This window comes from uncultured Algibacter sp. (assembly GCF_947495925.1).
Lineage (GTDB): Bacteria > Bacteroidota > Bacteroidia > Flavobacteriales > Flavobacteriaceae > Algibacter_E.
Window position 1 is genome coordinate 15162 of the sequence record NZ_CANMAU010000007.1, and the last position, 25801, is coordinate 40962.

Consider the following 25801-nt stretch of genomic DNA (forward strand, 5'->3'; position numbering starts at 1 on the left):
GAACATTTAAGTTAGAATAAGGTATGAGATTTAGTTTCCTAATATTGGTTGCTGTATTATTTAGCGCATGTAATAACGTCGATTTACCAGAGTCCGTTTATCTAGAGTATGAAAAGCTTCCGAAAGAAGTTGATTTTAATCAGCATGTAAAACCTATCCTTTCAGATAAATGCTACCTGTGCCATGGTCCAGATAAGGATAATATAAAAGGTGGATTACAGCTGCATACTGCCGAAGCTGCATTTTCAGAGCTATCGGAAAGTCCAGGGAAATATGCTATAAAACCAAAGAATTTAAATAAAAGTGAGTTCTTTCATCGGATTATGACTGATGATCCCAAACTAATCATGCCAGAACCTGCTTCCCATTTATCTCTGTCAGATTATGAGAAAGCCGTTTTGATAAAGTGGATTGAAGATGGTGCTGAGTATAAAGACCATTGGGCGTTTTTAAAGCCGGAAAAGCATCAAGTTCCAGATGTGAAAAATAAAGAATTAGTGGCGAATCCAATTGATAATTTTGTGGAGTCAAAATTAGAACTGATGGATTTAAAACTTTCTAAGAAAGCAGATAAGGAATTACTATTGCGTAGAGCATCCATAGATTTAACAGGATTACCACCCACTTTAGAGGAAATCGATGCTTTTTTAAATGATACTTCTAAAGACGCATATGAAAAACAAATAGACAGACTTTTGGCATCTACCAATTATGGTGAACAACGCACTTTAGACTGGATGGATTTAGCACGTTATGCGGATACACATGGGTATAGCGTAGATAAATATAGAGATGTTTCGCCTTGGAGAGATTGGGTAATAGATGCCTTTAACAAAAACATGCCTTATGATGAGTTTGTATTATGGCAATTAGCTGGAGACCTATTACCAAATGCAACTAAAGAACAAAAATTAGCAACCACATTCAACAGATTACACCCACAGAATTTGGAAGGTGGTATTATTGATGAAGAGTTTCGTTCTGAATACGTGTCTGATAGAACAGCCACTGTTTCTCAAGCGTTTTTGGGACTCACCGTAGCTTGTGCTAAGTGTCATGATCATAAATACGATCCCATTTCACAGAAAAATCACTTTGAAATATATAGTTTCTTTAATAATGTTAATGAAACGGGTTTAATTCCATGGGATCTGGCAACTCCAGTGCCTGCAATGATGCTACCTACAAAAGAGCAAGAAGGTGTAATTGCCTATTTAGAAACTCTTGTAAATGACACAGAAGAAAAGGTTGAAGCTACCGGAAATGCAGAACAAGAAAAAGCTAACAAATGGATTGCAAACGAAGGTTATAAAACAATTGCATCGAACAAAAAGCCTAAGGAATTGGTCGCTGATTTTAATTTTGATAATGAGAGACTTACAAATTTAGCTGGTGGTCGTGAAAAAAACAATATACGCATGCGCCAGCAGTTTGCAGATAATGAAAAAGCTATCTACAAAGAAGGAGCAAAGGGAAAAGGGTTGTTTATGGATGGTGATACTTGGTTGGATTTAGATAAAATTGGTATTTATCAAAGAAATCAAGCGTTCTCTATAGGTATTGATGTTTTTATACCTGAAGATTTAGAAACAGGCGTTATTTTTCATAAAATGAATAGCCCTGAATTGCATAATTTTAGAGGCTATCATTTAAAAATCAAAGACAATAAAATAGAAGCTCTTTTGGCGCATGTATGGCCAGATAATGCGATTGTTGTTGAATCTTTAAGAGATATACCAAAAGAAAGATGGGTGCAGTTGACTATGACCTATGATGGTTCTAGTACAGCACGTGGTGTAGGTATTTATATGGATGGTGAAAAATTGCAAATCAAAACGAATTTTGATAATTTATATAAAGACATCATTTTTCATGGTTTAAGACTTTATGGTAAAGAAAGTCCTCGTTTAGAACCTGGATTGCGTATTGGAGCTATTTGGAGAGGAAAAGGTATTTTAGGTGCAACGGTTGATAATTTATTAGTTTTTGAAAAAGAATTAAGCAACGTTGAAGTTTTACAAATTTCAAATACAGAGGCCTTAGAACAAATTAAAAAGAAATCTTACTCAGATTTAACAGCTATTGAAAAAGACAAACTTGTTAAGTATTACTTATCAGCTAATTCTAAACCATATAATGATGCACTTAATAAGCTTGAAGAGGACAGACTGGTTTTAGTGGATACGGTTAACAACGTAAAACAAATCATGGTGATGAAGGAAATGGAAACACCAAGACAAGCTTACGTTTTAGATAGGGGACAGTACGATTCTCCAACAGATTCTGTTTTCCCGGGTACACCAGAACGTATTTTTGCGTTTCCTGATAGTTTACCCAAAAATAGAATTGGATTATCTAAATGGTTAACACATCCTGATAATCCATTGACCGCGAGAGTTACTGTAAACCGTTATTGGCAAAATATTTTTGGAAGAGGTATTGTAAAAACGTCTGAGGATTTTGGAAACCAAGGTGAATTACCAAGCCACCCTAAATTATTAGACTGGCTAGCTATAGAATTTATGGAGTCTGGCTGGGATGTTAAAAAACTGCACAAGCTAATTATGATGTCTAATACCTATCAGCAAACTAGTATTGCTAGTGAAGCATTACTTGCCATGGATGGTGAAAACAAATTTTTAGCAAGAGGACCTGCGCAACGTTTATCTGGAGAAATGCTTCGCGATAATGCATTATTTGCCTCAGGGTTATTAAACGAAAAAATTGGAGGAGAAAGTGTAAGCCCTTATCAACCTCCAGGGTTATGGAAAGTAAATGGAGATACTTATCATGAAAGTACTGGGGAAGAATTGTATAGAAGAAGTATGTATACTATTTGGAAGCGTACTGTTCCTCATCCAACACTGGCGACATTCGATGCACCCACACGAGATTTATGTACCACAAGGCGTCAAGAAACTAATACACCGTTGCAAGCGTTAGTATTGTTAAATGATCCTACGTTTATTGAGGCCGCAAGAGTTTTAGGAAAAAAAATGGCCAGTTACAAAGATATTGACCAAGCTATTTCTTTGGCTTTTAGAAAACTTACTGGAAGAAAGATTCACCCAAATGAATTGGAAGTTTTAAGAGCTTTACAAATTTCTGAGTTAGAAAAATTTAGAAAAAATGAAGCTAAAGCAGAAGGTTGGATTAGTCTTGGAGCATATACTTTGGCAGCTAACGACGACAAAGCTTTAGTGGCTGCAAATGCAGTTATAGCATCCACTATTATAAATTCAGATGCTTTTATTACAAAACGATAATATTGATATTAAACATATAAAACCATGTGTAGTCATCACGATGATTTAAAATCTAATAATAAAGATTTTCAAAGTATTGAAAAGCAATTAGATCGCAGACACTTTTTAAAGAAAACGTCTTTAGGTTTAGGTGCATTAGCACTTGGAAGTTTGCTAAATACTGAAAAAGCTTGGAGCTCAATTGGTGCACCCAAGAATACAGATGCGATTCTGGATCATTACAATAAAAACCGTTTAGGGCTACCTCACCATTTACCAAAAGCTAAGCGTATTATTTATTTGTTTCAAAGTGGTGGGCCATCACAAATGGACTTATTTGATTATAAACCCAAATTGGTGGATATGTTTGGTCAAGATTTACCAAAATCTGTCATTGGAAAAACGAGATTGACAGGAATGAGTGGTAGTCAATCGACCTTACCTGTGGCGCCTTCGGTATTTAATTTTAAACAATATGGAGAGTCTAGAGCGTGGGTAAGTGAATTAATGCCATACACTGCGGAAGTAGTTGACGATTTATGCTTTATGAAAGGCATGCAAACCGATCAAATTAATCACACTCCAGCAATTACCTTCTTTCAAACTGGACATCAATTACCGGGTAGACCATCAATTGGATCTTGGTTAAGTTACGGTTTAGGTTCTGATAATGAAAATCTACCTACATTCATCACGTTAGTGTCTAAAAATGGAAAAGGTCAACCACTAAAAGCGAGTTTATGGGGTAATGGCTTTTTACCAACAGAGCATCAAGGTGTACAATTCCGTTCTGGAAAAGATCCTGTATTATACTTAAATAACCCTGATAATTATGATGGTAACGATCGTAAAAAAATGTTGAATTATTTAGATAAACTAAATACTATTCAGCACGATGCCTATGGCGATCCAGAAATTCAGGCAAGAATGGCGCAATATGAAATGGCTTATAAAATGCAAACATCAGTTCCAGAAGTTACTGACATATCAGATGAGCCTGATCATATTTTTGAAATGTACGGGAAAGACAGTAGAAATCCAGGAACCTATGCTGCAAATTGTTTAATGGCGAGAAAGCTATTAGAAAAAGGTGTAAAATTTGTTCAATTATACCACCAAGGTTGGGATCAGCACATTTCATGTCCAGGTGGTTTAAAAAATCAATGTAAAAATACCGATCAGGGTACTGCTGCATTAATTAAGGATTTAAAGCAACGTGGTATGCTAGACGATACACTTGTTATTTGGGGAGGTGAGTTTGGAAGAACAGTATATTCACAAGGCCAATTAACAGATACTAACTATGGTAGAGATCATCACCCAAAAGCATTCACCATGTGGATGGCTGGAGCAGGCGTTAAACCTGGATTTCAATACGGCCAAACAGATGATTTTAGTTATAACGTAATTAAAGACCCGTTGCATGTACATGATTTTCATGCAACACTGTTACATCTATTTGGAATTGATCATGAAAGATTAACCTTTAAGCATCAAGGGCGTCGTTACCGTTTAACAGATGTTCATGGTCATGTTGTGAAAGATTTATTAACATAAAACAAACTTTATGTCTTCAAGAAGAAATTTTATTAAAAAAACAGGATTAGCAAGTGCAGCTTTAGCGGCATCTTCATCAACCTTTGGAGCTTCCATTATAACAAATAAAGGACAATCAAATCATTTACTTAATGAAACTGATACCATTCTTGGGCATGGAGATTACAGGTACAAGCTTACAAAAAATTGGGCGCAATTAAGCTCTACAAGAACACCTTTACTAAATTGTCATGAGATGGTTATGGATAGTAAAGGCCGTTTGATTATGGTTGGAGATCATCCGCAAAATAATATCCTCATTTTTGATAAGTCTGGTAAGTTGTTAGATTATTGGGGTACTGCATATCAAGGTGGTCATGGTTTAACCTTGCACGATGAAGGAGGAGAAGATATGTTATATATTGCTGATTCTGGTTGGGCGCTGGGTCGCAATAACAAAATGATAAAGCATAATGGTCGCGTTGCAAAAACTACGGTAGATGGGAAGGTTATTTTTGATATCGGACACCCAGTAACCATTGGCGTTTATAAGCCAGGTGAAGATTTTTGTCCTACTGAAACGGCTATTGGACCAAATGGAGATATTTATGTAGCTGATGGATATGGTATGAGCAGAGTTATTCAATATGATGCTTATGGAAGATATATTAGGCATTGGGGAGGAAGTGACAACCCTGATAAAAACTACGAAATTCAAAGTGCACATGGTGTAGCTATAGATTATAGAGATAAGAATAACCCGATGGTTGTAGTTACTTCTAGAAGTCAAGCTAGCTTTAAATGGTTTACGTTGGATGGTAAGTACATTAAAACGTTACACTTACCAAATATGCAGGTATGCAGACCTGTATTTGATGACAATAATCTATATGCTGGTGTCTGTTGGTCTCAGCCAAAAGTTGGCAAAACAAATTGGAAAGACCATACGGGCTTTGTAACTATTTTGGATGGGGATAAGGTAGTGTCTAACCCAGGAGGTACCGAACCAATTTATAAAGATGGAGAGCTTCAAAAGTCTTTTCAAATAGAAGAAAAACCTATATTGCATGGTCATGATGTGTGTATAGATGAAGATAAAAATGTATATATATGTCAATGGAATGCTAATCATTCTGCACCATACAAATTAGAACGCGTTTAAATATTATTTACAGTTTGTTTTATGAATGAAGCACCAGACTTTGTCTTGTTTTTGGGAAGATTTCACCCACTTGTAGTTCACTTACCCATAGGGTTTTTAATTTTTGCTTTTCTTCTTGAATTGTTAGGGAGAAAAAAAAGGATTGAAGCAACAACTTCGGCAATACCATTAGCATTGTTTTTAGGTTTTGCTTCATCAGTTATTGCCTGTATTTTGGGCTATATGCTATCGCTTAGTGGAGATTATGATGCTATGGCTTTAGATATTCACTTTTGGTTTGGAATAGCCACAACGGCAATTACATTATTAGCTTGGTTAATTCGCATTGAAAAAATAAAGTTTAAAAAGAAAACTAGAGTTAAAGCGAATATTTCTGCGTTAACACTTATCGTTATTTTATTAAGTGCAACTGGACATTACGGTGGGAATTTAACTCATGGTAGTGATTATTTAACAAAATATGCTCCATTCAACAAAAAAGAAAAAAAGCAACTTGCAAAGATAGAAAAAGTTGAAGATGCTGTGGTGTTTGATTACTTAGCGCAGCCCATTTTAGATAATAAATGTGCTAGTTGCCATAATGAAAGTAAGAAAAAAGGAGGTTTATCATTCCAAGATTCTTTGGCGATTTTCAAGGGAGGAAAAAATGGTGATGCTTTAATTGCCGGAAATGCTTTAGAATCTGAAATGATTAAACGTGTGTTACTAAATCCGGAGCATGATGATTTTATGCCGCCCGAAGGTAAGACACCATTAACCGAGGAGGAAATTGCAATTCTAACCTATTGGATTGATCATGCAAACGCAGATTTTAGTTCGAAAATTTCTAATGTAGAAACCTCAGAAGATATCTTGCACATCGCATCGAATATGTTAGGTTTTAAAGGAACTCACAGAAAAGGTGACACAGATCTTCCTGAAGTATCTTTAGTAAGTGACGACGTTTTAAGCGCTATTAAAGCTGAGGGATTCGTTTTAAAAGAATTGGTTTTTGATTCTGGATTATATGAAGTTGTATTACCTGCAAATACGATTTCTGAAATTAATGCAGAAACACTTGATAATAAGTTAGATAAACTATCTCAAATAAAAAATAATGTTATTTGGTTGTATCTTGAAAATAATCAGCTTCAAGACTATCATTTAAATCTCATTAATACATTTGAGAATTTACAAAAATTGGTAATTGATAAAAACAAGATCACCGATGCTGGTATTGATGAACTGGCAAATCATGAAAGCATTAATAGTTTAAATGTATATCACACGGATATTACTAAGCTAAGTTTATTAACTTTTTCGAAAATGAAAAACTTACAAAAAGTATATGCATGGAAAACAGCTATTAAAGAGCCGGATTTAGAGGTGTTTACTACTGAAAGTGATCTTGAAATTGTCTTAGGAGATTAAATTATTTTTGATCATTTGGAGCTACTTCCATGGCCTGTAAATTTTATGAGTAGATATTTATTTTTAGTTATTGTTATTCTATGCATGAACGCTTCAGTTGTCTTCTCATGTAAGCAGAAAAAGGATGCTCAAATAATTGATATAAATGAAGTATATCTGCCTTTACCAGATAAGGTAAAACACCCCGATAATAATAAGCCAAATGAAGACAAGATAAACTTAGGAAAACTACTATTTTACGATCCTATTTTATCAGGAAATAAAGATGTGGCTTGCGCAACATGCCATCATCCAGAATTTGGCTATGCCGAATCCCTTGATTTATCTATTGGAGTTAATGGTAATGGACTGGGTACCGAAAGGAAGTTTAAAACACCTAATACCATACCGCGAGTTAAGCGAAATGCGCATACTATTTTAAATACAGCCTTTAACGGTATTGATATCAATAGTAATTACACGCCTCTTAATTCTCCCATGTTCTGGGATGCTAGAGAGAACAGTTTAGAAGATCAAGCTTTAATGCCTATCCAGTCTTATGAAGAAATGAGAGGTCCTCATTTTTCTCAAGAAGTTATTTTAGATACCATTGTAAATCGACTAAAATATATTCCGGAATATGTCCAGCTATTTAAAGAAGCCTTTAAAGATAATGGCACTATTACAGAAGTAACCATTTCAAAAGCAATAGCCTGTTTTGAACGTACATTGGTAACTAATAACTCCAGATTTGATACATATTTAAAAGGTGATGAAAGTGCTATTTCACAAGCTGAAATGGACGGATTTAATTTATTCAAAAAGGCTAAATGTAATGCCTGCCATAATGGGCCTATGTTTAGCGATTATAAAATGCACGTACTAGGAGTTGCCGACAATGATAAATTAAAATTGTCTGACTCAGGGTTTCAAAAAAGCTATGCATTCAAAACTCCTACGCTTAGAAACTTGAGATATACAGTACCGTATATGCACAATGGTACGTTTAATACTTTACAAGAAGTTCTTGAATTTTATCAAGACCTATCTTCGGGACATTCTAAGAATATAAATGTCCAAAATCATCAGATAGATTCTCTGGTAAAAGGGAGTCCGTTAAAAGTTAAGGATATGTCTTTAATAATATCTTTTTTGAATAGTTTGAATTCTGAAGATTTCGATAAATCAATTCCAAAGGCGGTACCGAGTAAATTATCTGTTGGTGGCAATATTTATTAATTCACAGCTAAATTATAATCTGGAAAACATAATTATTATTGATACTTCGAAAAAGGAGTTATGCTATGAAACTACATCCCAAGAAAGTTAAAACCTAGATTATATAGCAAATAAAAAGAGCGATCCATTCGAATCGCTCTTTTCGTTTTTATAAGGCTTACTAAATATTTTATTTTGACTGAATTGTAACTGATACATCTTCCATGCCATCAACATGCGCGATTACTTCAATAGTACCAGCTTCACCTGTAGCTTGAACAATCAATAAGGTTTTACCATTATGTGTTGTGTTGACATTAGTTTGAAACTTTTGAACACTTTTCTTCCAACCATTATCAACGCCTAATAATTTTGCAGGCCCTTTTATTTCAAAAGTTATTTCTCTATCATCTGTCATTGAAGGGTTACCATTGGCATCGGTAAATTGAGCTTCAATATGAACTACATCATTATAATTAGCAGAAATGGACTTGGCATCGGCAGTTAAAGTAATTGCTTTCGATTCGTTTACCGTAACTACTTTTTGAACGATTTCTCTACCATTTTTAGTTCCAACAGCTTTAAGCTCACCATCAGCAAACGGAACTCCCCACTTGTAAACGTGGTCTTCAAAATCTGCTAATTGCTTTTTACCTAACGATTTATCATTTAAAAATAATTCTAATTCATCAAGGTTAGAATAGATTTCAATTGAAATCATTTCATCTGCTTCATAATTCCAATGCTCATTTACATCTTGCCAATCCCAAAGTGCATATTTCCATCTTTCGGGATCTCTAGCCACTATATTTCCGTTCTCATCTATCTTATTTATTGATCTTTCAATATTTTGAGTTGCTATATGAATGTGAGGTTCATCATTCCAAAGTGTTTTCATCACATGGTAAGACCCTTTTTTGAAACCAGCAGTAGTTAATAAACCAGATGGCTGAACTCTTACGGGCCATTGTGCTCTAATTTCTCCCATATAGTCAATACCTGTCCATAAAAATGTACCTGAAATGTGAGGACGCTCTTCTATAGCTTTCCACTCATGATATTGCGCTAAATTCTCAGTTCCCATAATAACTTTATCTGGGTAATTTTTGTGCCCATAATCATAAAGTACTCTTCTGTAACTGTAACCAACAATATCTAACGCATCAGCATAACCAGATAAATGACTTGAAGAAGGTAAAATACAATTTGCAACAACTGGTCTTGTTGTATCTAATGCTTTTGTCCATTTTGATAACTTCTGAGCAGTTTTACCTATATCATATTTTCCTCTTGGTAATGTTTCCATCAATTCTTTAATTTTTTCAACAGAATGTGGTGGCTCAGACCAAAAGTAATTACCATCCCATTCCATATCGAAAAACCCGGTTGTTGCCGCATTTCTTTTATACGTCCATTCAATTTCATTACCAATACTCCACTGGAACACAGAAGGATGATTTCTATGACTTAGCATTGTGTTTTCTAAATCTCTTTTAGCCCATTCTTGAAAATGCTCACCGTAACCTCTTGTTATATAGTCGGTACTTTTCTCTTCCCATTTGTTATGGCGTTTGTCTTTTGGGTTATCCCATTCGTCAAAAAACTCATCTTGAACCAAAAAGCCCATTTCATCACATAAATCTAAAAATTCGTTTGATGCCGGATTATGAGAAATTCTAATAGCATTACAGCCACCTTCTCTTAAAATTTGTAAACGTCTTTTCCAAACACCTTTTGGAACTGCCGAACCAACCAAGCCAGCATCATGATGTAAACACACACCTTTTATCTTCATGTTTTCACCATTTAAATAAAAACCAGTATTCGCATCAAACTTTATACTTCTTACCCCAAATGGTGTTTTGTAAGTATTTAGAACGGTACCATCTTTACTCAAAGTGGTTACAGCGGTATACATATTTGGGTTGTCTACACCCCATAAATTAGGGTTTGCAATTTCTATACTTTGCATGATCTTATCTGTAGAACTAGGTTTTAACTCAAGATTAGAAGAAGACGTTGCTACTTCGGTACCATTAGCGTCCACTAAAGCCGTTTTTACACTTATGTTAGATGCCTCTTGAGAACCATTTTCTACATCAATATTTAATTGTACCGTAGCACTTTCCTTGGATACTTTAGGAGTTGTAATAAATGTTCCCCAAACAGGAATATGTACCTTATTTAAGGTAATTAAATCTACCTTTCTGTAAATACCAGCACCTGTGTACCATCTGCTATCTGCATATCTACTATGGTCTATTTTAACCAACAGCTCATTATCTTTTCCTGTTGAATTTAAATACTGAGTTACATCAAAATAGAAAGGAGAATATCCGTAAGGGTGAAATCCTAACTTTTTACCATTAATCCATACCTCGCTGTTATTGTAAACACCATCAAATAAAACATAAGTTACTTCGTTTTCGTTAGCAGGTTTATCGAAAGTTTTTTTATAGTACCCATAACCTTTACTCGCTAAATATCCAGTTGCCAGAGCATCATTAACTAAAGTTGAGTCGAATTCGTTTACTACAGCCCAATCATGCGGGATGTTTACTTTTGTCCAGTTTTTAATAGTGGAAACATCAATACTATCTTCTGAAAGGTGAAAATTCCAATCTAAATTAAAATCAGAATTACCAATAGAAGTTTTATCTCCCGTATTTTGATTACAAGAGAGTAAGATTAAACTTGATGCAAAAAAGAATAAAGTTAAATTTCTAAATTTTTTAAAAAATGAGAAATACCTAGTTAATTTCATAAATGTAAATGGTTTATTTAGTTTAGATTTTTCAAAATAATTATTCGTGTTAAAGATATACTTCTTTTCCTATTTATATATACTTTTAAAACTAGATTAAACCTAAACATTCCTTAAGAGGAATTAATATTATTCAGCAATAAATAAGACTTACATTAAACTACAGATAAATAGAAATCTAAAACAATCCTTAATAAGGCAAGAATAAAAATTTCATCTTATTTGCTATACATAAGCAATTCAAATTGAAATAATAAAACACTTATCTAGATTTCTTTATTTTAAGATGAGGGTTTTGGAGCATAATGAAATGGCATTACCAAAATTGATTCATGCAGGCTTTATATAAATTAATGATTTCGCTTTCCTAAATAATATTTATATAAAAGTCATGTAAGGATGATAGTATTAAAAGACTAAAAGTGAAATAATTTTTAAATTTAATATTATTCGTTATTTTAGTGTCTATGAATTTAATCATCCAATCTACTTTAAAAACCTTACTAAAATCTCAAGTTTTATTAAAGCATATTTCAAATACGCAATTGTGTGATGCTTCTGTATCGCCTTATTATTCAAGTATTGGCTGTCATATAAGGCATATTTTAGACTTTTACGATTGCATTTTTAATGTTGACGAAAAGCATGTTATAGACTTAACTGCCAGAAGTAGAAATACGGATGTTGAGTCTGATTGTAGCTGCGCTCAAGATTATTTAAATTTAATAATAGAGCGTTTAAACGCAGCACCCTTTAATATAAGTGATACGGTAATGGTTATTGACGATTTAGGATTGGGAAAAACTAAAATTCCTTATACTTATGGAGCTTTGTTAGCACAAGCTAATAGCCATACCATACATCATTACGCAATTATCAATTATATTTTTGATAGTCTAGGAATTGTTATTGATGATTCGGAGTTTGGTTACAACCCTACAACCCCAAAGCCTGCAACAGCTAATTAGTGGGGTTTTGGGTTTTATTGCTATTATAGAACATACTGTTCATAATGGTTCTTATCCCTTTAAACATCATAAATACTGCCATTGCGCAAATAGCACATCCTAAAACTAAAAGCGGTAAGTATAGTTTGTCGTCTGGTTTACTGAAAGCAAAACTAAGGAGAATAGGCCCCATGAACAAACTTAACAAAGCAAATACCATTGTTTTAATACCTTTAAATAATTCTTTTTTGTCTGTTTTACGATCTTCCATCTGTATAGTTTTTTATAGCATTTCTAACGCTTTTATATTTGCTTAAAAGTTCCGAAGCAACAGCTTCCGAAACCTCTATTTCATTCATAATCATTTTGGTGCCTCGATCTACTAATTTATTGTTGCTTAGTTGCATGTCTACCATTTTGTTTCCTTTTACATGACCTAATTGAATCATCGTTGATGTGGTAATCATATTAAGTGTTAATTTTTGAGCGGTACCAGCCTTCATGCGAGAACTACCTGTAACAAATTCTGGGCCTACAACGACTTCAATTGGAAATTGAGCTGTTTGGGATAGCGGACTATTTTCATTACATACGATGCATCCTGTAGTAATATGGTTTTCATTACATTTTTGTAAGGCGGAAATAACATAAGGTGTTGTTCCAGAAGCCGCAATACCAACAACCACATCATTTTGATGGATATTATAATCTTGCAGATCTTTCCATCCTTGAGTCGTAGAATCTTCTGCAAATTCAACCGCCTCTCTTATGGCGGAATCGCCACCAGCAATTAGACCAATAACTAACTCATGAGATACCCCAAAAGTAGGAGGGCATTCTGAAGCATCAACGATTCCAAGTCTGCCACTAGTTCCTGCGCCTAAATAAAAAAGACGCCCTCCTATTTTTAATCTATCCACAATGTGATGCACTAGAGCTTCTATTTGCGGTAAAGCCCTTTCAACTGCATTAGGAACGGTTTTATCCTCGTTATTTATATTTTGAAGTAATTCCGAAACAGACATCCTTTCAAGATGATTGTAATTAGAATCTTGCTCGGTAGTTTTAGTGAAACTCATGCATCAAAAATACGTAAAAATTTGGTTTGCATTAGTGATAGAAACAACTTCATTTTTTGTGTTTTCTAAAATGTAACAGAGCAATAACTAATTGGTGAATCTTAAATCTGATTACATGGAAACAGGCTGAGTACAAAAAAATATAGTCGATAGCACGACACTTAATAGAAACGGGAATACTAATACTATCCTATTTAACAATATACCTTACTACATCTGTTTCTGTAACTCTAAAATAACCCAAAGGGAAATTATCTGGATTGGTTTGATTAATACAATTACCTCTTACAGTTGCTGGTTGAGTTTCAAAGGGATCACCACCATTTTCATCGGTTTGCTGTAATAAAATATTTAGAAAATCATACGATCGTTGACTAATTCCTGAGTTTGTAATGTGTAATTCATCACCTGCTTTTATATCTTCTTCGGTATAGAATGCGAAAATTTCGTTTCCATCTGTAAATTCATCATCATACACCTCAAGACTAAGAATACTTTTATTAACTATAAAAAATTCGAATAAATAAAAATTCTCTATACCTGCGGGGTCTGTGTAAAAGACTTTTATTTCAATTTCATCTCCTGTAAAACCTCCATCATTTTTTTGTTCAATTCTATTAATTGGCACTACCGATTTCATGGTTTCTGTGCCTACGTAAGTTTCATTTTCATAAATGATAGTCAGATTGTATTCATCACCTATTTTAGGTATGAAATTTGAATTATTATAAATCCCAGTATTACCATCTTCAATAAAACTATAAACGAAATTATTAGCATCAGTCACCGTAACCTGAGCACCTGTAGCAGGAGGAACCCCATCATTAAAGTAAGGCGCAGAAAGCGTTAATTTAATTTGTTGAGATTTGCCGTCTGTACCTTTAGCCCATCTTAAAGAGGCATCAATAACTAGTTTTGGTTCAGCATTACTAAGATTTACATCGATAACATCCTCGCAAGATAAAATCAATAAGAGACCAAAAAATACTATGTGTTTAAATTTTTTCATGTGCTTAAAGTTTGAAATTATAAGATACTGATGGTACAATTCCAAATATTGATAATCTCGTAGCTTCATTCATCCCTGTTTCCTGATTTTGACCAAAGGAAATGGAAGCCGCATTTCTCCTATTGTAAACGTTGTAAATTCCAAAAACCCAATAACTTTGCCAGCCTCTTTTTTTGTCTGGTTTTGGTGTGTAATTTAATGCAATATCTAACCGGTTATAAGAGGGTAGTCTATCTGCATTTCTATTACTATAGTTTGGTATATTTAAGCCGTTGTATTCATATTGGGCGTTTGGAAAAGTTACGGGTTGGCCTGTTTGAAAAAGGAAATTGGTGTTTAACCGCCATTTTTTATTAAAATCATAACTTCCTGTAAATGATATATCGTGTGTTTTATCAAAAGCAGATCTGTACCAGTTACCATTATTTATACCAGTTTCTATAGGTGTTCTACCTGGGGTTTGCTGTTCGGATTTAGATAATGTATAAGCGATCCAACCTTTAAATCGCCCTTCGTTTTTCCTTAACAACATTTCTAAACCATAAGATCTCGATCGCCCATTTAATATAACTTGTTCTATGGCATTATTTGCAATTAAATCGGCTCCATCAATATAATCTATTCTATTTTGAACCTTTTTGTAAAAACTTTCTAGTTCCAAAGAATAACGGTTATTATTAAAGTTTTTGAAATACCCAATAGCTACCTGATCGAGTAATTGGGGTTTTATATATTTACCGCTTGGTGTCCATATGTCCAAAGGGGTAGGTGAGTTTGTGTTTGATAACAGATGTAAATACTGGCTCATTCTATTGTAACTTGCCTTTACTGAGCTCTCGGGATTTAATTGGTAGGCAACGGAAGCCCTTGGTTCTAAATTGGCAAAGCTTTCGATAATATCACTTCGTTTAAAAGTTTCAACCCCAATAGGAGATGCCTTTTCATATATTTGAAAATCTTCGTTGAAATTTACGGCTTGATTATTTTCATAAACATTTAGCTCATCTTGACCTAGTCTGTGAAAAGTACTTAAGCGTAAACCATATGAAAGGGCTAACTTATCGGATAGGTTATGTTCAAAATCCAGATAAACAGCATTTTCAAAAGCATATTTGTCTATCAGTTTAAAAGGGTTAATTCCAGAAGTTGGAACGGTTGGATTAATTTCTCCAGGGTTAAACTTATAATAAATACTGTTTAGACCGTATTGTAATTTTACTTTCTGACTTATGTAGTGTTTAAGATCATATTTTAAATTAAAATTTCTAATACCCGAAACCCAGTCAAATTCTACAAAATTCAGTTTTAAATCATAGTCATAGTCAGAATAGATAAGTGATAAATTGGCAAATAATTTATCAGAGAATAAATGGTTCCATCTAAAGTTCAAAACAGAATTTCCGTACGAGTTTTCAAAGCTATCTTGGATTCTAAATACGTCTCTTCCAAAATAGCCAGAAAGATAGATGTTGTTTTTATCATTCAATTTATAACTAAGTTTGGTATTTAAGTCATAAAAATAAGCGATACTTGAAATATCAAAAAGAGGTAAAAACAAATGCGCATAACTTGATCTACCGCCCAAAAGAAAGGAGCCTTTTTCCTTTTTGATAGGACCTTCTAATAATAATCTACTTGAAACAAGACCAATACCCCCATTCATATGAAACTTGTTGCTGTTTCCTTCTTTTTGGTAGATATCCAGAACCGATGAAACGCGTCCGCCATATCGAGCGGGTATACCTCCTTTATAAAGCTTTAAATCTTTTATAGCATCTGGGTTAAAAACTGAAAAGAAACCGAAAAGGTGTGAAGAATTATAAATAGTAGCTTCATCTAATAAAATTAAATTCTGATCTGCGGCACCACCTCTTACGTTAAAACCAGAAGCGCCTTCGCCTGCAGTAGTTACGCCAGGAAGAAGCGTAATAGCTTTAATAATATCGGCTTCACCAAGAACAACTGGTATTTCTTTTATAGTGCTTGAACTAAGCCTATTTACACTCATTTGTGGTTTCTTAATGTTCAGCTTCTCAATATCTTCAGAGATTATAACAGCATCAAGATTTTCTAAAGCTTCAATCAGACTGAAGTTTTTAGACATATTCTTTGAGAGTGTAATTGTCTCAGAAATAGTCGTAAATCCCAGATAACTAATAACTATTTTATAAGTACCTTGAGGTAAAGTGATGGAGTAAAACCCGTATTCATTGGTGGTAGCGCCTGCTTGTATTTCAGGAAATATAATATTAACACCAATAAGTGTTTCATTACTTTTTTCTTCTGTTATCGTACCTCTTATAGTATATTTTTCTTGAGCATTTGCTGAAAATAGGCTGAAGCATAGTACAATAAGAAACCAGGAAAGATGGTTTTTCATTTATTTAAGGTTGTTTTTCTTTCGATTAAGATGCATGAGCATCTTAAAGCCATTTCAATTTTTTATAAAAGTATAAAAAAAGCCCCCAATAAAGGAGGCTTTTGAAATATACTTAATCTATAGAATGATTACACTATCCTATAATAGCGTTGAAAGTTTTGCTTGGGCGCATCACTTCGTTTATAAGTGTTTCATTTGGTTCATAGTATCCACCAATAGTTGTGGAGCTACCTTGAATATCATTGAGTTCCGCGACAATAGTAGCTTCATTATCGGTAAGTGATTTGGCAATTGGTGCAAATTCAGCTTTTAAATTTTGATCTTCATTTTGATTAGCTAATTCTTGAGCCCAGTACATAGCCAAATAGAAATGACTCCCGCGGTTATCTAATTCATTAACTTTTCTTGAAGGCCCTTTTTTATTTTCCAATAAGTTTTCTGTAGCATTATCTAAGGCCTCTCCTAAAACTTTAGCTTTGGCATTGTCATTTACTTGACTAAAATGCTCTAACGATACGGCTAATGCCAAAAACTCACCTAAAGAATCCCAACGTAAATGATTTTCCTCAAGTAATTGTTGCACATGTTTAGGTGCAGAACCTCCCGCACCAGTTTCAAATAAACCACCACCGTTCATTAATGGAACTATGGATAGCATTTTTGCACTTGTACCAACTTCTAAAATTGGAAATAAATCGGTTAAGTAATCACGAAGTACATTTCCAGAAACTGAAATTGTATCTAAGCCTTTAACTATTCTTTCACACGTAAAAATAGTAGCATCAATAGGAGATAAAATCCTTAAATCTAATCCTTCAGTATCATGATCTTTTAAATAGGTGTTTACTTTTTTGATTAATTCAACATCATGAGCTCTATTTTTGTCTAACCAAAACACAGCAGGTGTTTGTGATGCTCTAGCTCTAGAAACAGCAAGTTTAACCCAGTCTTGAATGGGTGCATCCTTTGTCTGGCACATTCTCCAAATATCACCTTCCTCTACATCATGCTCTAGCAAAGTATTTCCGTTACTGTCAATAACTTTTACATGACCATTGGACGAAATTTCAAAAGTTTTATCATGAGATCCGTATTCTTCTGCTTTTTGAGCCATTAATCCAACATTAGGAACTGTTCCCATAGTGGTGGGATTAAAAGCACCATGCGCTTTACAAAAATCAATTGTTGCTGAATAAATCCCAGCATAACTACTGTCTGGTATAACAGCCTTAGTATCTTGTAATACGCCGTCTGAGTTCCACATTTGTCCAGAAGTACGAATCATTGCTGGCATAGAAGCATCAATAATAACATCACTTGGTACGTGAAGGTTGGTAATACCTTTATCTGAATTTACCATAGCAATAGATTGTCCGCTAGCATAGGTTGCTTCAATATCAGATTCTATCTCTTTGCGCTCTCCCTCTGGAAGTTCTTGAATACGCTCTAAAAGATTTCCAAGACCATAATTTACATTAACACCAAGGCGTTCAATTGTTGCATGATGCTTGGCGAAGACATCTTTGAAAAATACTTTAACAGCATGTCCAAATATAATAGGGTCGCTCACTTTCATCATAGTGCCTTTCATGTGCAATGAAAACAAAATACCTTTAGCTTTGGCATCTGCAACATGCTCTTCAAAAAATTGAATTAGAGCTTTTTTACTCATTATAGTGGCATCTATAATTTCTCCATTAAGAATAGGGAAGCTATCCTTTAAAATAGTAGAATTACCTTGATTATCGGTATGTACTATTTTTACGTTTGTTTCCTTTGAAAGTGTAACCGATTTTTCATTATGTGCAAAATCACCACCGCTCATTGTTGCAACATGAGTTTTAGAATCACTTGTCCAAGCTCCCATTGTATGTGGGTTTTTCTTAGCATAGTTCTTAACAGCTTTAGGTGCACGTCTGTCGCTATTTCCTTCACGAAGAACAGGGTTTACTGCACTTCCTTTTATTTTATCGTAACGAGATTTTATTTCCTTATCCTTAGCATTTTCAGGTGCGTTTGGATAGTCTGGGATATTAAAACCTTTAGATTGCAATTCTTTAATAGCATCTTTTAATTGAGGTATTGAAGCACTAATGTTAGGTAGTTTCACAATATTAGTGTCAGGCTTTTTTGCCATTTCACCGAGAATAGCCAAATCATCAGAAACTTGCTGGTCTTCGGTTAAAAAATCAGGAAAAACAGCTAATATTCTGGCAGCTAAAGAGATGTCTTTAGTTTCAATATTAATACCAGAAGATTTCACAAAGGCTTTAACAATAGGAAGTAATGAACGTGTTGCTAATGCTGGAGCTTCGTCCGTTTTTGTATAAATAATTTTAGACATTTTGTCGTGGTTTTAAAGAATTATAAGGATGCTAAAAATAGGATTCCAAAGAAAGGCTTGAATTTTAGCGATGCGAATATACAAAATTACATGTTTATATAGCTTTAATACATATATGAAAATCTTTTAACAGAATAGATTTGTAATAATGATAAAAATGTAAAGGGAAGGTGAGAATAGTTTAAAAAATGGATGCAGAAGTTATAAAATAACAAAAGCCATATCACTGTAGAAATTAATCCCCCTTGATATGGCTTTTTTGAAATAACGTAACGTGACCTATTCAGTATGTCTACCAAATGCATTTAAAATTTTCATTTAAACTTTCGGTTCAAGTGTTGTTATTTCAATGAAACATTTTTTTGATTTTCAAAATGTATTGACCTATCATTAAAATGTTCCGTTAATTGTTTTTCTTGATGCTATTAAACTTCTTTTCACTTGCGTGTCTAGTTTGTTAAAAGCATTGCTTGTATTACTATATTCACTTTCGTTTATATGGTTTTTTAAGCTTTTCATTATATCGGTGAAGTCTATTTACATATACTATTCCCAAAATAATGTCATGGTCTTTTTTTTTGTACACGCATACACGTGATTTAAATTAACCTCAAAAAACAATTTAGTTTAAAGAACGTTACTTTCTTCTAGGACATTATATAAATTCGCCATTTAAACGAAACCAACAAGAGTTGTTATTATTCCTTTAGCTAATATACGACCGGAGATTAAAAAAACAAATATTTCAAGTTTCTAGATATCAACTATTTATGAACTATACTTATTAACTTTTGTTAATAAAAAAAGCCTTGAGAAGTCTCAAGGCCTTTTAAATACTGCGATTGCAGATGTATGTGTATTAACGTCTACGTTCAGTAATTCTAGCTTTTTTACCAGTAAGACCTCTAAAGTAGTAAATTCTAGCTCTACGTACTTTACCACGTTTGTTAACTTCAATTTTTTGTAATGCAGGTAAGTTTATCGGGAAGATACGCTCTACACCAATTGATCCTGACATTTTTCTAATCGTAAAAGTCTCTGAACTTCCAGATCCTCTTCTTTGAATTACTGTTCCTCTAAAAAACTGAGTACGCGTTTTGTTACCCTCTTTAATTTCGTAGAAAACTGTAATAGTATCACCAGCAGCAAATTCTGGTAATTCTTTTCTTGTTACAAATTCGTCTTGTACAAATTTTACTAAAGATTCCATATCTTTAAATTTAATATTGATTGATTCAGAACAACATTCACGATTTTCGCCAGAGGTTAACCCGAAATTGGCTGCAAAAATAAGTATTAATTAACAACTACCAACTTTTTATTTCCTTTTTTTTGATGTTCTATTTTAGTCTAGTTTTGTCCATTAAACTCTCTGCTTTTGTCATTTCGGAATAGACAGGAATTTATATAGTACTCATTTTTTTTAAGAGGGCCTAAATCAAAGGAAGACAAAGGTGTGCCACTTCCTTCTAGCCTTAACATCGCCTTTAAATGATGTGAGTGTATGCTAATTCTTCCTGAATTTTAATGTGTGTCCGTTATCAAATTTTATAAGATATAATCCAGTATTTAGGTTTTGAATATCCAATTTTTCATTTTCCGATAAAGTTCCTTCTTTAATTTTAGCACCAAGAATGTTAGAAATGCTATATTTTTCCGTTTTTGTTAATCCTGAAATTTGAATAAAGTCAGTTGTAGGGTTGGGAAATAACCTGATATTTTTATTAGACAATTCAGCATCTGTAGCACTTAAAGTAGAAGAAGTTCCATCCCCAGAGAATACTCCTGCTGGATCACAGTCCTCTGGAGTCCAAGGAGAAAAACTTGATGCTGGTGGATTTGCAGTATCAGAATCATTATACATTCCTACTTGTGTTCCGTCTATTGGATTATGTTCCCATCTTGTACCTGTCCATTGAATGATAGAATCACCATCTGTATATGAAGGCTTTCCGTTGACATCTGAAGATAGTGTGTAAACTCCGTCAACAAAGGATGCACAAGAGCCTGTTATTGTTACAGTTTGAGCACTAAGATTGATGAAAGAAAAAAATAAGATTGTGGGTAATAAGTAAATTTGATTCATATGTTTAATATCTGGTTGTTTATAATTGGGGATTAATAATAGCTAAAAATTTTAACTATATTATGTAGCCCTTTTATGTCACAAATTTAGTAAAAAAATGAATATAAAATACTATTAGGTAGGACTTTCGCATATAATTTTATGATTTTTAGTTGGTGATTTTAAACTCACATCATCATCATTAGGCGTAAAGCTATAAATGCATTTCTTATTGTATTTTAAATCCGATTATTTTGACTATAGCCTATAAGAATGAAATAAAACAGTAGTATAAAAAGGTTTTTTTATAGGTTATCTAGCCTAGAGCATTATTTGTGTTTCATATACCATAAATAAATCTTGATAAGTTAATTTATTAACTTTCGCTATCTTGTAACAATAATTGATTTTAAATTAAAAAAAAGAAAAACAGTTTTTCAGTATACTTCTTTCTAAGATTATTTATATGTTTTTAATAAGTCTTAGTTTAATTAGAATTAATTAGAAAGAAGTATAGTTAAAAGGCAGCTGAGTTATTAGTAATTAAACTAATCCTCAAATAAATCAGGTCTACGTTCTTGAGTTCTCAAATAAGCTTGTTCCTCGCGCCACTTTTCAATTTCAGGAAGATTACCACTAAATAATAATTCTGGTACTTTCCAGCCTTTGTATTCTCTAGGTTTAGTATAGATAGGTGGTGCTAATAAATTATCTTGAAAAGAATCGGTTAGGGCAGAGGTTTCATTACCTAAAACCCCTGGTATTAATCTAATTACAGCGTCGCATAATACAGCGGCACCTAATTCGCCACCAGAAAGTACATAATCACCAATTGAAATTTCACGAGTTATAAAATGATCTCTCACACGTTGGTCTACACCTTTATAATGTCCGCACAAAATGATTATATTTTCTTTTAATGACAACTGATTTGCAATCCCTTGATTTAAGGTGTCACCGTCGGGTGTCATGTAAATCACCTCATCATAGTCACGGGCTTCCTTTAATTTAGTAATGCATTTGTCAATAGGTTCAACCATCATCACCATACCTGCTCCACCACCAAATTGCGTATCATCAATAGATTTGTAATTATCTGTCGTATAATCACGTAGGTTATGAAAATGAACTTCTACTAAATTTGCTTCAATAGCACGTTTTAAAATAGAGGCTTCAAATGGACTCTTTAGAAGTTCTGGTAGTACGGTAATAATATCTATACGCATAATATGATTTTAATGAGCGCAAAGATAAATGAATTGTTTGGGAAGTTTATTCTAGAATTTTTATACACTTCATTAGGATAAAAAAAAAGGGCATTTTTAAATACCCTTTTTTAACTTTTATTACTGTATCTCTTCGGCATCAGAAGGGTACCATTCTCCCACAAACCAAGGTTCTAATGGTCCATATAGTCTAAAAATGGTGTTCCAACCTTTACCAGGAATGGTTTGAATCCAATTTTTCTCAAAACCACTTGGAGCTTCTGGGCCAATGTAAATATCCCAACTACCATCTTTATTTTGAACTAGTCCATCTTTATTATTATCAATACCAGGGAATTGTTGGTCGGTTTGTAACATAGAACGCGTTTGATTGTCATAAATGGTAAATGACCAGAAATCTTTCATAGGCGGGTTAGCTGGCACGTGAAACTTGTATGTTTTACTACCATTAAAAGTATTGCCATTTTTGTCGGAATAGGCAATGGCATATTGTGAGCCTTTTCCAATAATTTTCATGGACATTGCAGGCGTAATTCCTGTGGCATAGAAATGAAAAGCACTACGGGCATCTAATAATCTAACGCCTTCATGTTCAAATAAATAACTTTTATAGGCAAGTGGATTTAACCATTGTGTATTTGGAAACTTGAACAGGTATTCACTTCTTGGTTTAGCCATTTGAGTTCTTACAATAGCACTACCAATTTTAGACGCTTCTTTTAATAAGCGCTGCATCCTTTCATCAGGATTGAAATCCTCTCCCTTTTTTATCCCTATTGCTGCTAGACTACCTAATATTTCTGCGTTCTCTCCGATTGCTGGTTCCGATTGTATAACATCATTTATTTCATCATAAATTCTTTCATCCATTTGATGAATGGTATTAAATGTTTTGCCAGAGACATTAATAAAATTCATTTTTGGCGGGTTGTTTTTTTGAGACAGAGGGTATATTTTGAATGTGTTTTTTGTAGCTAAAACTGCAGGTTGAGGGTCTCCGTCTTTTTGAAAGCCCCTCCAGATAACCCAATGGCCATAGGTGTTAGCTTTCGATACAAAATAACCTTGAGGGACATCGCCTTTGTAGTTTGGTGGAAGAATGAGGAATTTACCTCCTTTAGAACGATCTGGTCCTAGTCTCCCAAAATCAGCCACATATTTGAAGTAATGATCATCGATAATTCCAAGGACATCTGGCGGCGTTTCTATTACCATAGGTTCATCACCAAGCTCTAGCCACGAGGTCATATAAACAGATGTGGTATTTGCCGTTAAGAATAATGCTTTAGAATCCATTAGTTCTTCAAAAATTAGGGCAGTCGAGTTCGCTGGCCCAAAAGATAAAATTCCTTTTTTCATGGCTTCCATGGAAGCGATCTGAATTCCTTTAGTATAGGCATCAACGGCATTGATTAAATCGAGGTAATCATACACTTTTTCTGCTGTTTCAGGTTCCGGGACTCCATCAAAAAAACTAAGCTCTCCAAGCTGTTCAGAGTTAATTTTGTTTGGACTTTTAATACCATCGGGTATCTCCGTTGTCATTTTCATGCTTTTAATAACAACAGGGTTTTTAGTTTCCACCTGACTATTAGATGTCTTTTCGTTACAACTAGAAAAAAATAATCCTACTAGAAGTAAACTAATTAAAGAAGTTTTGTTATACATTCTTTTTACGTTTTTGTGAATTAATAGTGTTGTTTTTTATTTAAAAAAGATTAGAATAAATATGGTATTTAAAATAAGTTTTAATTTTAATCATTCGGTGTCGCTCTTGAAGTTAGTCTTTATTACCTGCTGATTTTGCCCTGTCAAATGATCTACAATTTTGTTAAGTGGTGATTTGTCTTCAGGTTTTAACTCACTAGGAACTGTGGTTAAACTCCCATCTCTAGCTGCCACATAGCTTGGAGATAAAATTTCAACACCAGCTTGATTAAAAACAGTTAAAATATTTTTATGCATTTCAGAATATATTAAGGGCATTTTTCTGGGCTGTAACGTGTAAGCGTTTAGCTCATAAGACACATAAAAATCATCCAGACTTGTTTGTAAAACAAACGGCTTAGGATCTTTTTCTATAAGAGTGGTTTTTGCTGCGGCCTCTAGTAATAATTGGTTGGCAGTTTCCCAGGGTAAATCGTAACCTAAAGTTACTGTAGTATGCAGTATTAAAGCATTATTGTTTTCATTAGAATAATTAACAATGGTACCTACTAAAATTTTAGCGTTTGGTATGGTAACGTCTTCTCTTTTTGTAGTTCGTATTCTGGTAACTAAAATGGTTTTTTCAATGACGTCGCCAACAATGCTATCAATTTTCACACGGTCGCCAATTTGAAACGGACGCATATAAGTAATAACAATTCCAGCAATTATATTGGCAATGGCTGAGGTAGATCCAAATGAGATTAAGGCACCAATAAATATGGAAACGCCCTGAAAGGCAGAGGATCCGGATCCTGGTAAATACGGAAATATTAAAATAAGTGCTAGTGCGTAAATTAATATACCAAATATTTTACCCGTCGGTTTAGCCCAGTCTTTATGGAAATTTTTTATAATAAAGCGTTCGCGGTCAACATCATTAGCTATTTCATTGATGACTCTTACAATATAGCGCGCAAAAAAGGCGATGATTATTATAAAGAATAATGAGGGGATAAAGTCTACAAAACCATAAAAAATATATTTAACAGGTTTTGCGATATAACCATAAAATGTTTTTACAACATTTTCTGCCCAAGGAAAAAAGCTAAACATAAACGGAGCAAATACAAATAATGATATAGCAATTATGGCAATTCGTAAAATGTTAGATACAAAAACAAAAATGTTAACCGTGTCTCTTGGTATGAAATATTTTAAAATATTCGTTTTGTTTCTGAGAAAATTGCGCTCCACTTTGGATAGGCGCACATCAATTTTTCTAAAGGCCCAATTGATTAGTTTTATATATAATATGAGTATGATTAATGATAGTATAAAATATACTATACGAATAGCCCATTCTTTGGTGCTCAGTACTTCTATTTGATTTAAGTTTTTATTGAGACTATTAAGTCTGTACTCCGATAGCTTTTCAATGGTGGTACTATCATTTGTGGCGTCTTTAAGTGTTGTTGCAATAGCAAACTTATCATTAATCATGATTTTTACAAATTCAGCCTCTTTATCCAACCACGTACTATCAACTAAAGGATTGTATTTTGAGGTGAGTCTTTGTAATCTTAAAGAAGCTTCCGTAGCTCTTACATCAAGAGGAAAATTGTGTGCGCTAGACTTAAAATAAAAAAGCGTGTCTCCATTTAAAATCACAGGAGCCTCTTGAATTTCTTGAACTTGTAATGAGTCTTGTGCATTTGAAAAAAGAGTAAAAACAAGAAAAAATAAGATGGTATTGCAAAGTGATTTTATCATATATATTTTTTGGAAAG

At 33.7% G+C, this 25801-nt stretch carries 17 protein-coding genes; 6 read left to right on the forward strand and 11 right to left on the reverse strand.

Translation table 11 applies throughout. From position 1 onward, the window contains the following. Positions 1-23 precede the first annotated feature (23 nt). Genes Q0857_RS14700 through Q0857_RS14720 form a run of 5 tightly spaced genes read left to right on the forward strand, consistent with a single transcriptional unit; the run spans position 24 to position 8571 of the window. A complete protein-coding gene (locus Q0857_RS14700; RefSeq protein WP_298536820.1) occupies positions 24-3266 on the forward strand; it encodes a DUF1553 domain-containing protein in 3243 nt (1080 codons plus the stop codon). Between the two features lie 24 nt (positions 3267-3290). Beyond that, complete coding sequence (locus Q0857_RS14705; RefSeq protein ID WP_298536824.1) at positions 3291-4802, forward strand: DUF1501 domain-containing protein; 1512 nt, start codon at positions 3291-3293, stop codon at positions 4800-4802. A 10-nt stretch (positions 4803-4812) separates the two neighbouring features. Then, positions 4813-5943, forward strand: coding sequence for a twin-arginine translocation signal domain-containing protein (locus Q0857_RS14710; RefSeq protein ID WP_298536827.1), 1131 nt, complete (start codon positions 4813-4815; stop codon positions 5941-5943). Positions 5944-5964: 21 nt separating this feature from the next. Beyond that, the gene (locus tag Q0857_RS14715) at positions 5965-7353 is read left to right on the forward strand and encodes a c-type cytochrome domain-containing protein (RefSeq protein WP_298536830.1); all 1389 of its coding nucleotides are present in this window, start codon (positions 5965-5967) and stop codon (positions 7351-7353) included. 45 nt (positions 7354-7398) lie between these two features. Continuing rightward, positions 7399-8571, forward strand: a complete 1173-nt coding sequence (locus Q0857_RS14720) for a cytochrome c peroxidase (protein ID WP_298536833.1) — start codon at positions 7399-7401, stop codon at positions 8569-8571. Between the two features lie 169 nt (positions 8572-8740). On the opposite strand, the gene Q0857_RS14725 is transcribed toward Q0857_RS14720, so the two are convergent. Continuing rightward, positions 8741-11314 (reverse strand): glycoside hydrolase family 2 TIM barrel-domain containing protein, encoded by a 2574-nt coding sequence (locus tag Q0857_RS14725; RefSeq protein ID WP_298536835.1) that lies wholly within the window; start codon positions 11312-11314, stop codon positions 8741-8743. Positions 11315-11781: 467 nt separating this feature from the next. Here Q0857_RS14725 and Q0857_RS14730 point away from each other — a divergent pair, with 467 nt between their 5' ends. Further along, on the forward strand, positions 11782-12282 hold the full coding sequence (locus Q0857_RS14730) for a hypothetical protein (protein ID WP_298536838.1): 501 nt from the start codon (positions 11782-11784) through the stop codon (positions 12280-12282). Here the strand turns inward: Q0857_RS14730 and Q0857_RS14735 are convergent. The 10 genes from Q0857_RS14735 to Q0857_RS14780 all read right to left on the reverse strand — a co-directional run bounded on the left by Q0857_RS14735 (position 12275) and on the right by Q0857_RS14780 (position 25784). After that, the gene (locus Q0857_RS14735; protein WP_298536841.1) at positions 12275-12532 is read right to left on the reverse strand and encodes a DUF6095 family protein; all 258 of its coding nucleotides are present in this window, start codon (positions 12530-12532) and stop codon (positions 12275-12277) included. The two genes, Q0857_RS14730 and Q0857_RS14735, sit on opposite strands and share 8 nt — an antisense overlap. Continuing rightward, positions 12519-13340, reverse strand: a complete 822-nt coding sequence (gene murQ / locus Q0857_RS14740) for an N-acetylmuramic acid 6-phosphate etherase (RefSeq protein WP_298536844.1) — start codon at positions 13338-13340, stop codon at positions 12519-12521. The genes Q0857_RS14735 and murQ overlap by 14 nt, the downstream gene beginning before the upstream one ends. 190 nt (positions 13341-13530) lie before the next feature. Beyond that, positions 13531-14349 carry a DUF4249 domain-containing protein gene (locus Q0857_RS14745; RefSeq protein WP_298536847.1) on the reverse strand — a complete coding sequence of 273 codons (819 nt, stop codon included), beginning with the start codon at positions 14347-14349 and terminating at the stop codon, positions 13531-13533. Positions 14350-14353: 4 nt separating this feature from the next. Further along, positions 14354-16729: a TonB-dependent receptor gene (locus tag Q0857_RS14750; RefSeq protein ID WP_298536849.1), complete on the reverse strand. Its 2376-nt coding sequence runs from the start codon at positions 16727-16729 to the stop codon at positions 14354-14356. 133 nt (positions 16730-16862) lie between these two features. After that, positions 16863-19073: an NADP-dependent isocitrate dehydrogenase gene (locus tag Q0857_RS14755; protein WP_298536852.1), complete on the reverse strand. Its 2211-nt coding sequence runs from the start codon at positions 19071-19073 to the stop codon at positions 16863-16865. 859 nt (positions 19074-19932) lie between these two features. Then, entirely contained in the window at positions 19933-20283 is a 351-nt protein-coding gene (gene rplS / locus Q0857_RS14760; RefSeq protein WP_298536855.1) for a 50S ribosomal protein L19, read from the reverse strand. Between the two features lie 297 nt (positions 20284-20580). Then, positions 20581-21159 carry a T9SS type A sorting domain-containing protein gene (locus Q0857_RS14765; RefSeq protein WP_298536858.1) on the reverse strand — a complete coding sequence of 193 codons (579 nt, stop codon included), beginning with the start codon at positions 21157-21159 and terminating at the stop codon, positions 20581-20583. Positions 21160-21686: 527 nt separating this feature from the next. Beyond that, positions 21687-22364, reverse strand: a complete 678-nt coding sequence (gene trmD / locus Q0857_RS14770; RefSeq protein ID WP_298536861.1) for a tRNA (guanosine(37)-N1)-methyltransferase TrmD — start codon at positions 22362-22364, stop codon at positions 21687-21689. A gap of 120 nt (positions 22365-22484) precedes the next feature. After that, on the reverse strand, positions 22485-24032 hold the full coding sequence (locus Q0857_RS14775) for a DUF1254 domain-containing protein (protein WP_298536864.1): 1548 nt from the start codon (positions 24030-24032) through the stop codon (positions 22485-22487). A 90-nt stretch (positions 24033-24122) separates the two neighbouring features. Beyond that, positions 24123-25784 (reverse strand): mechanosensitive ion channel family protein, encoded by a 1662-nt coding sequence (locus tag Q0857_RS14780; RefSeq protein WP_298536867.1) that lies wholly within the window; start codon positions 25782-25784, stop codon positions 24123-24125. Positions 25785-25801 lie beyond the last annotated feature (17 nt).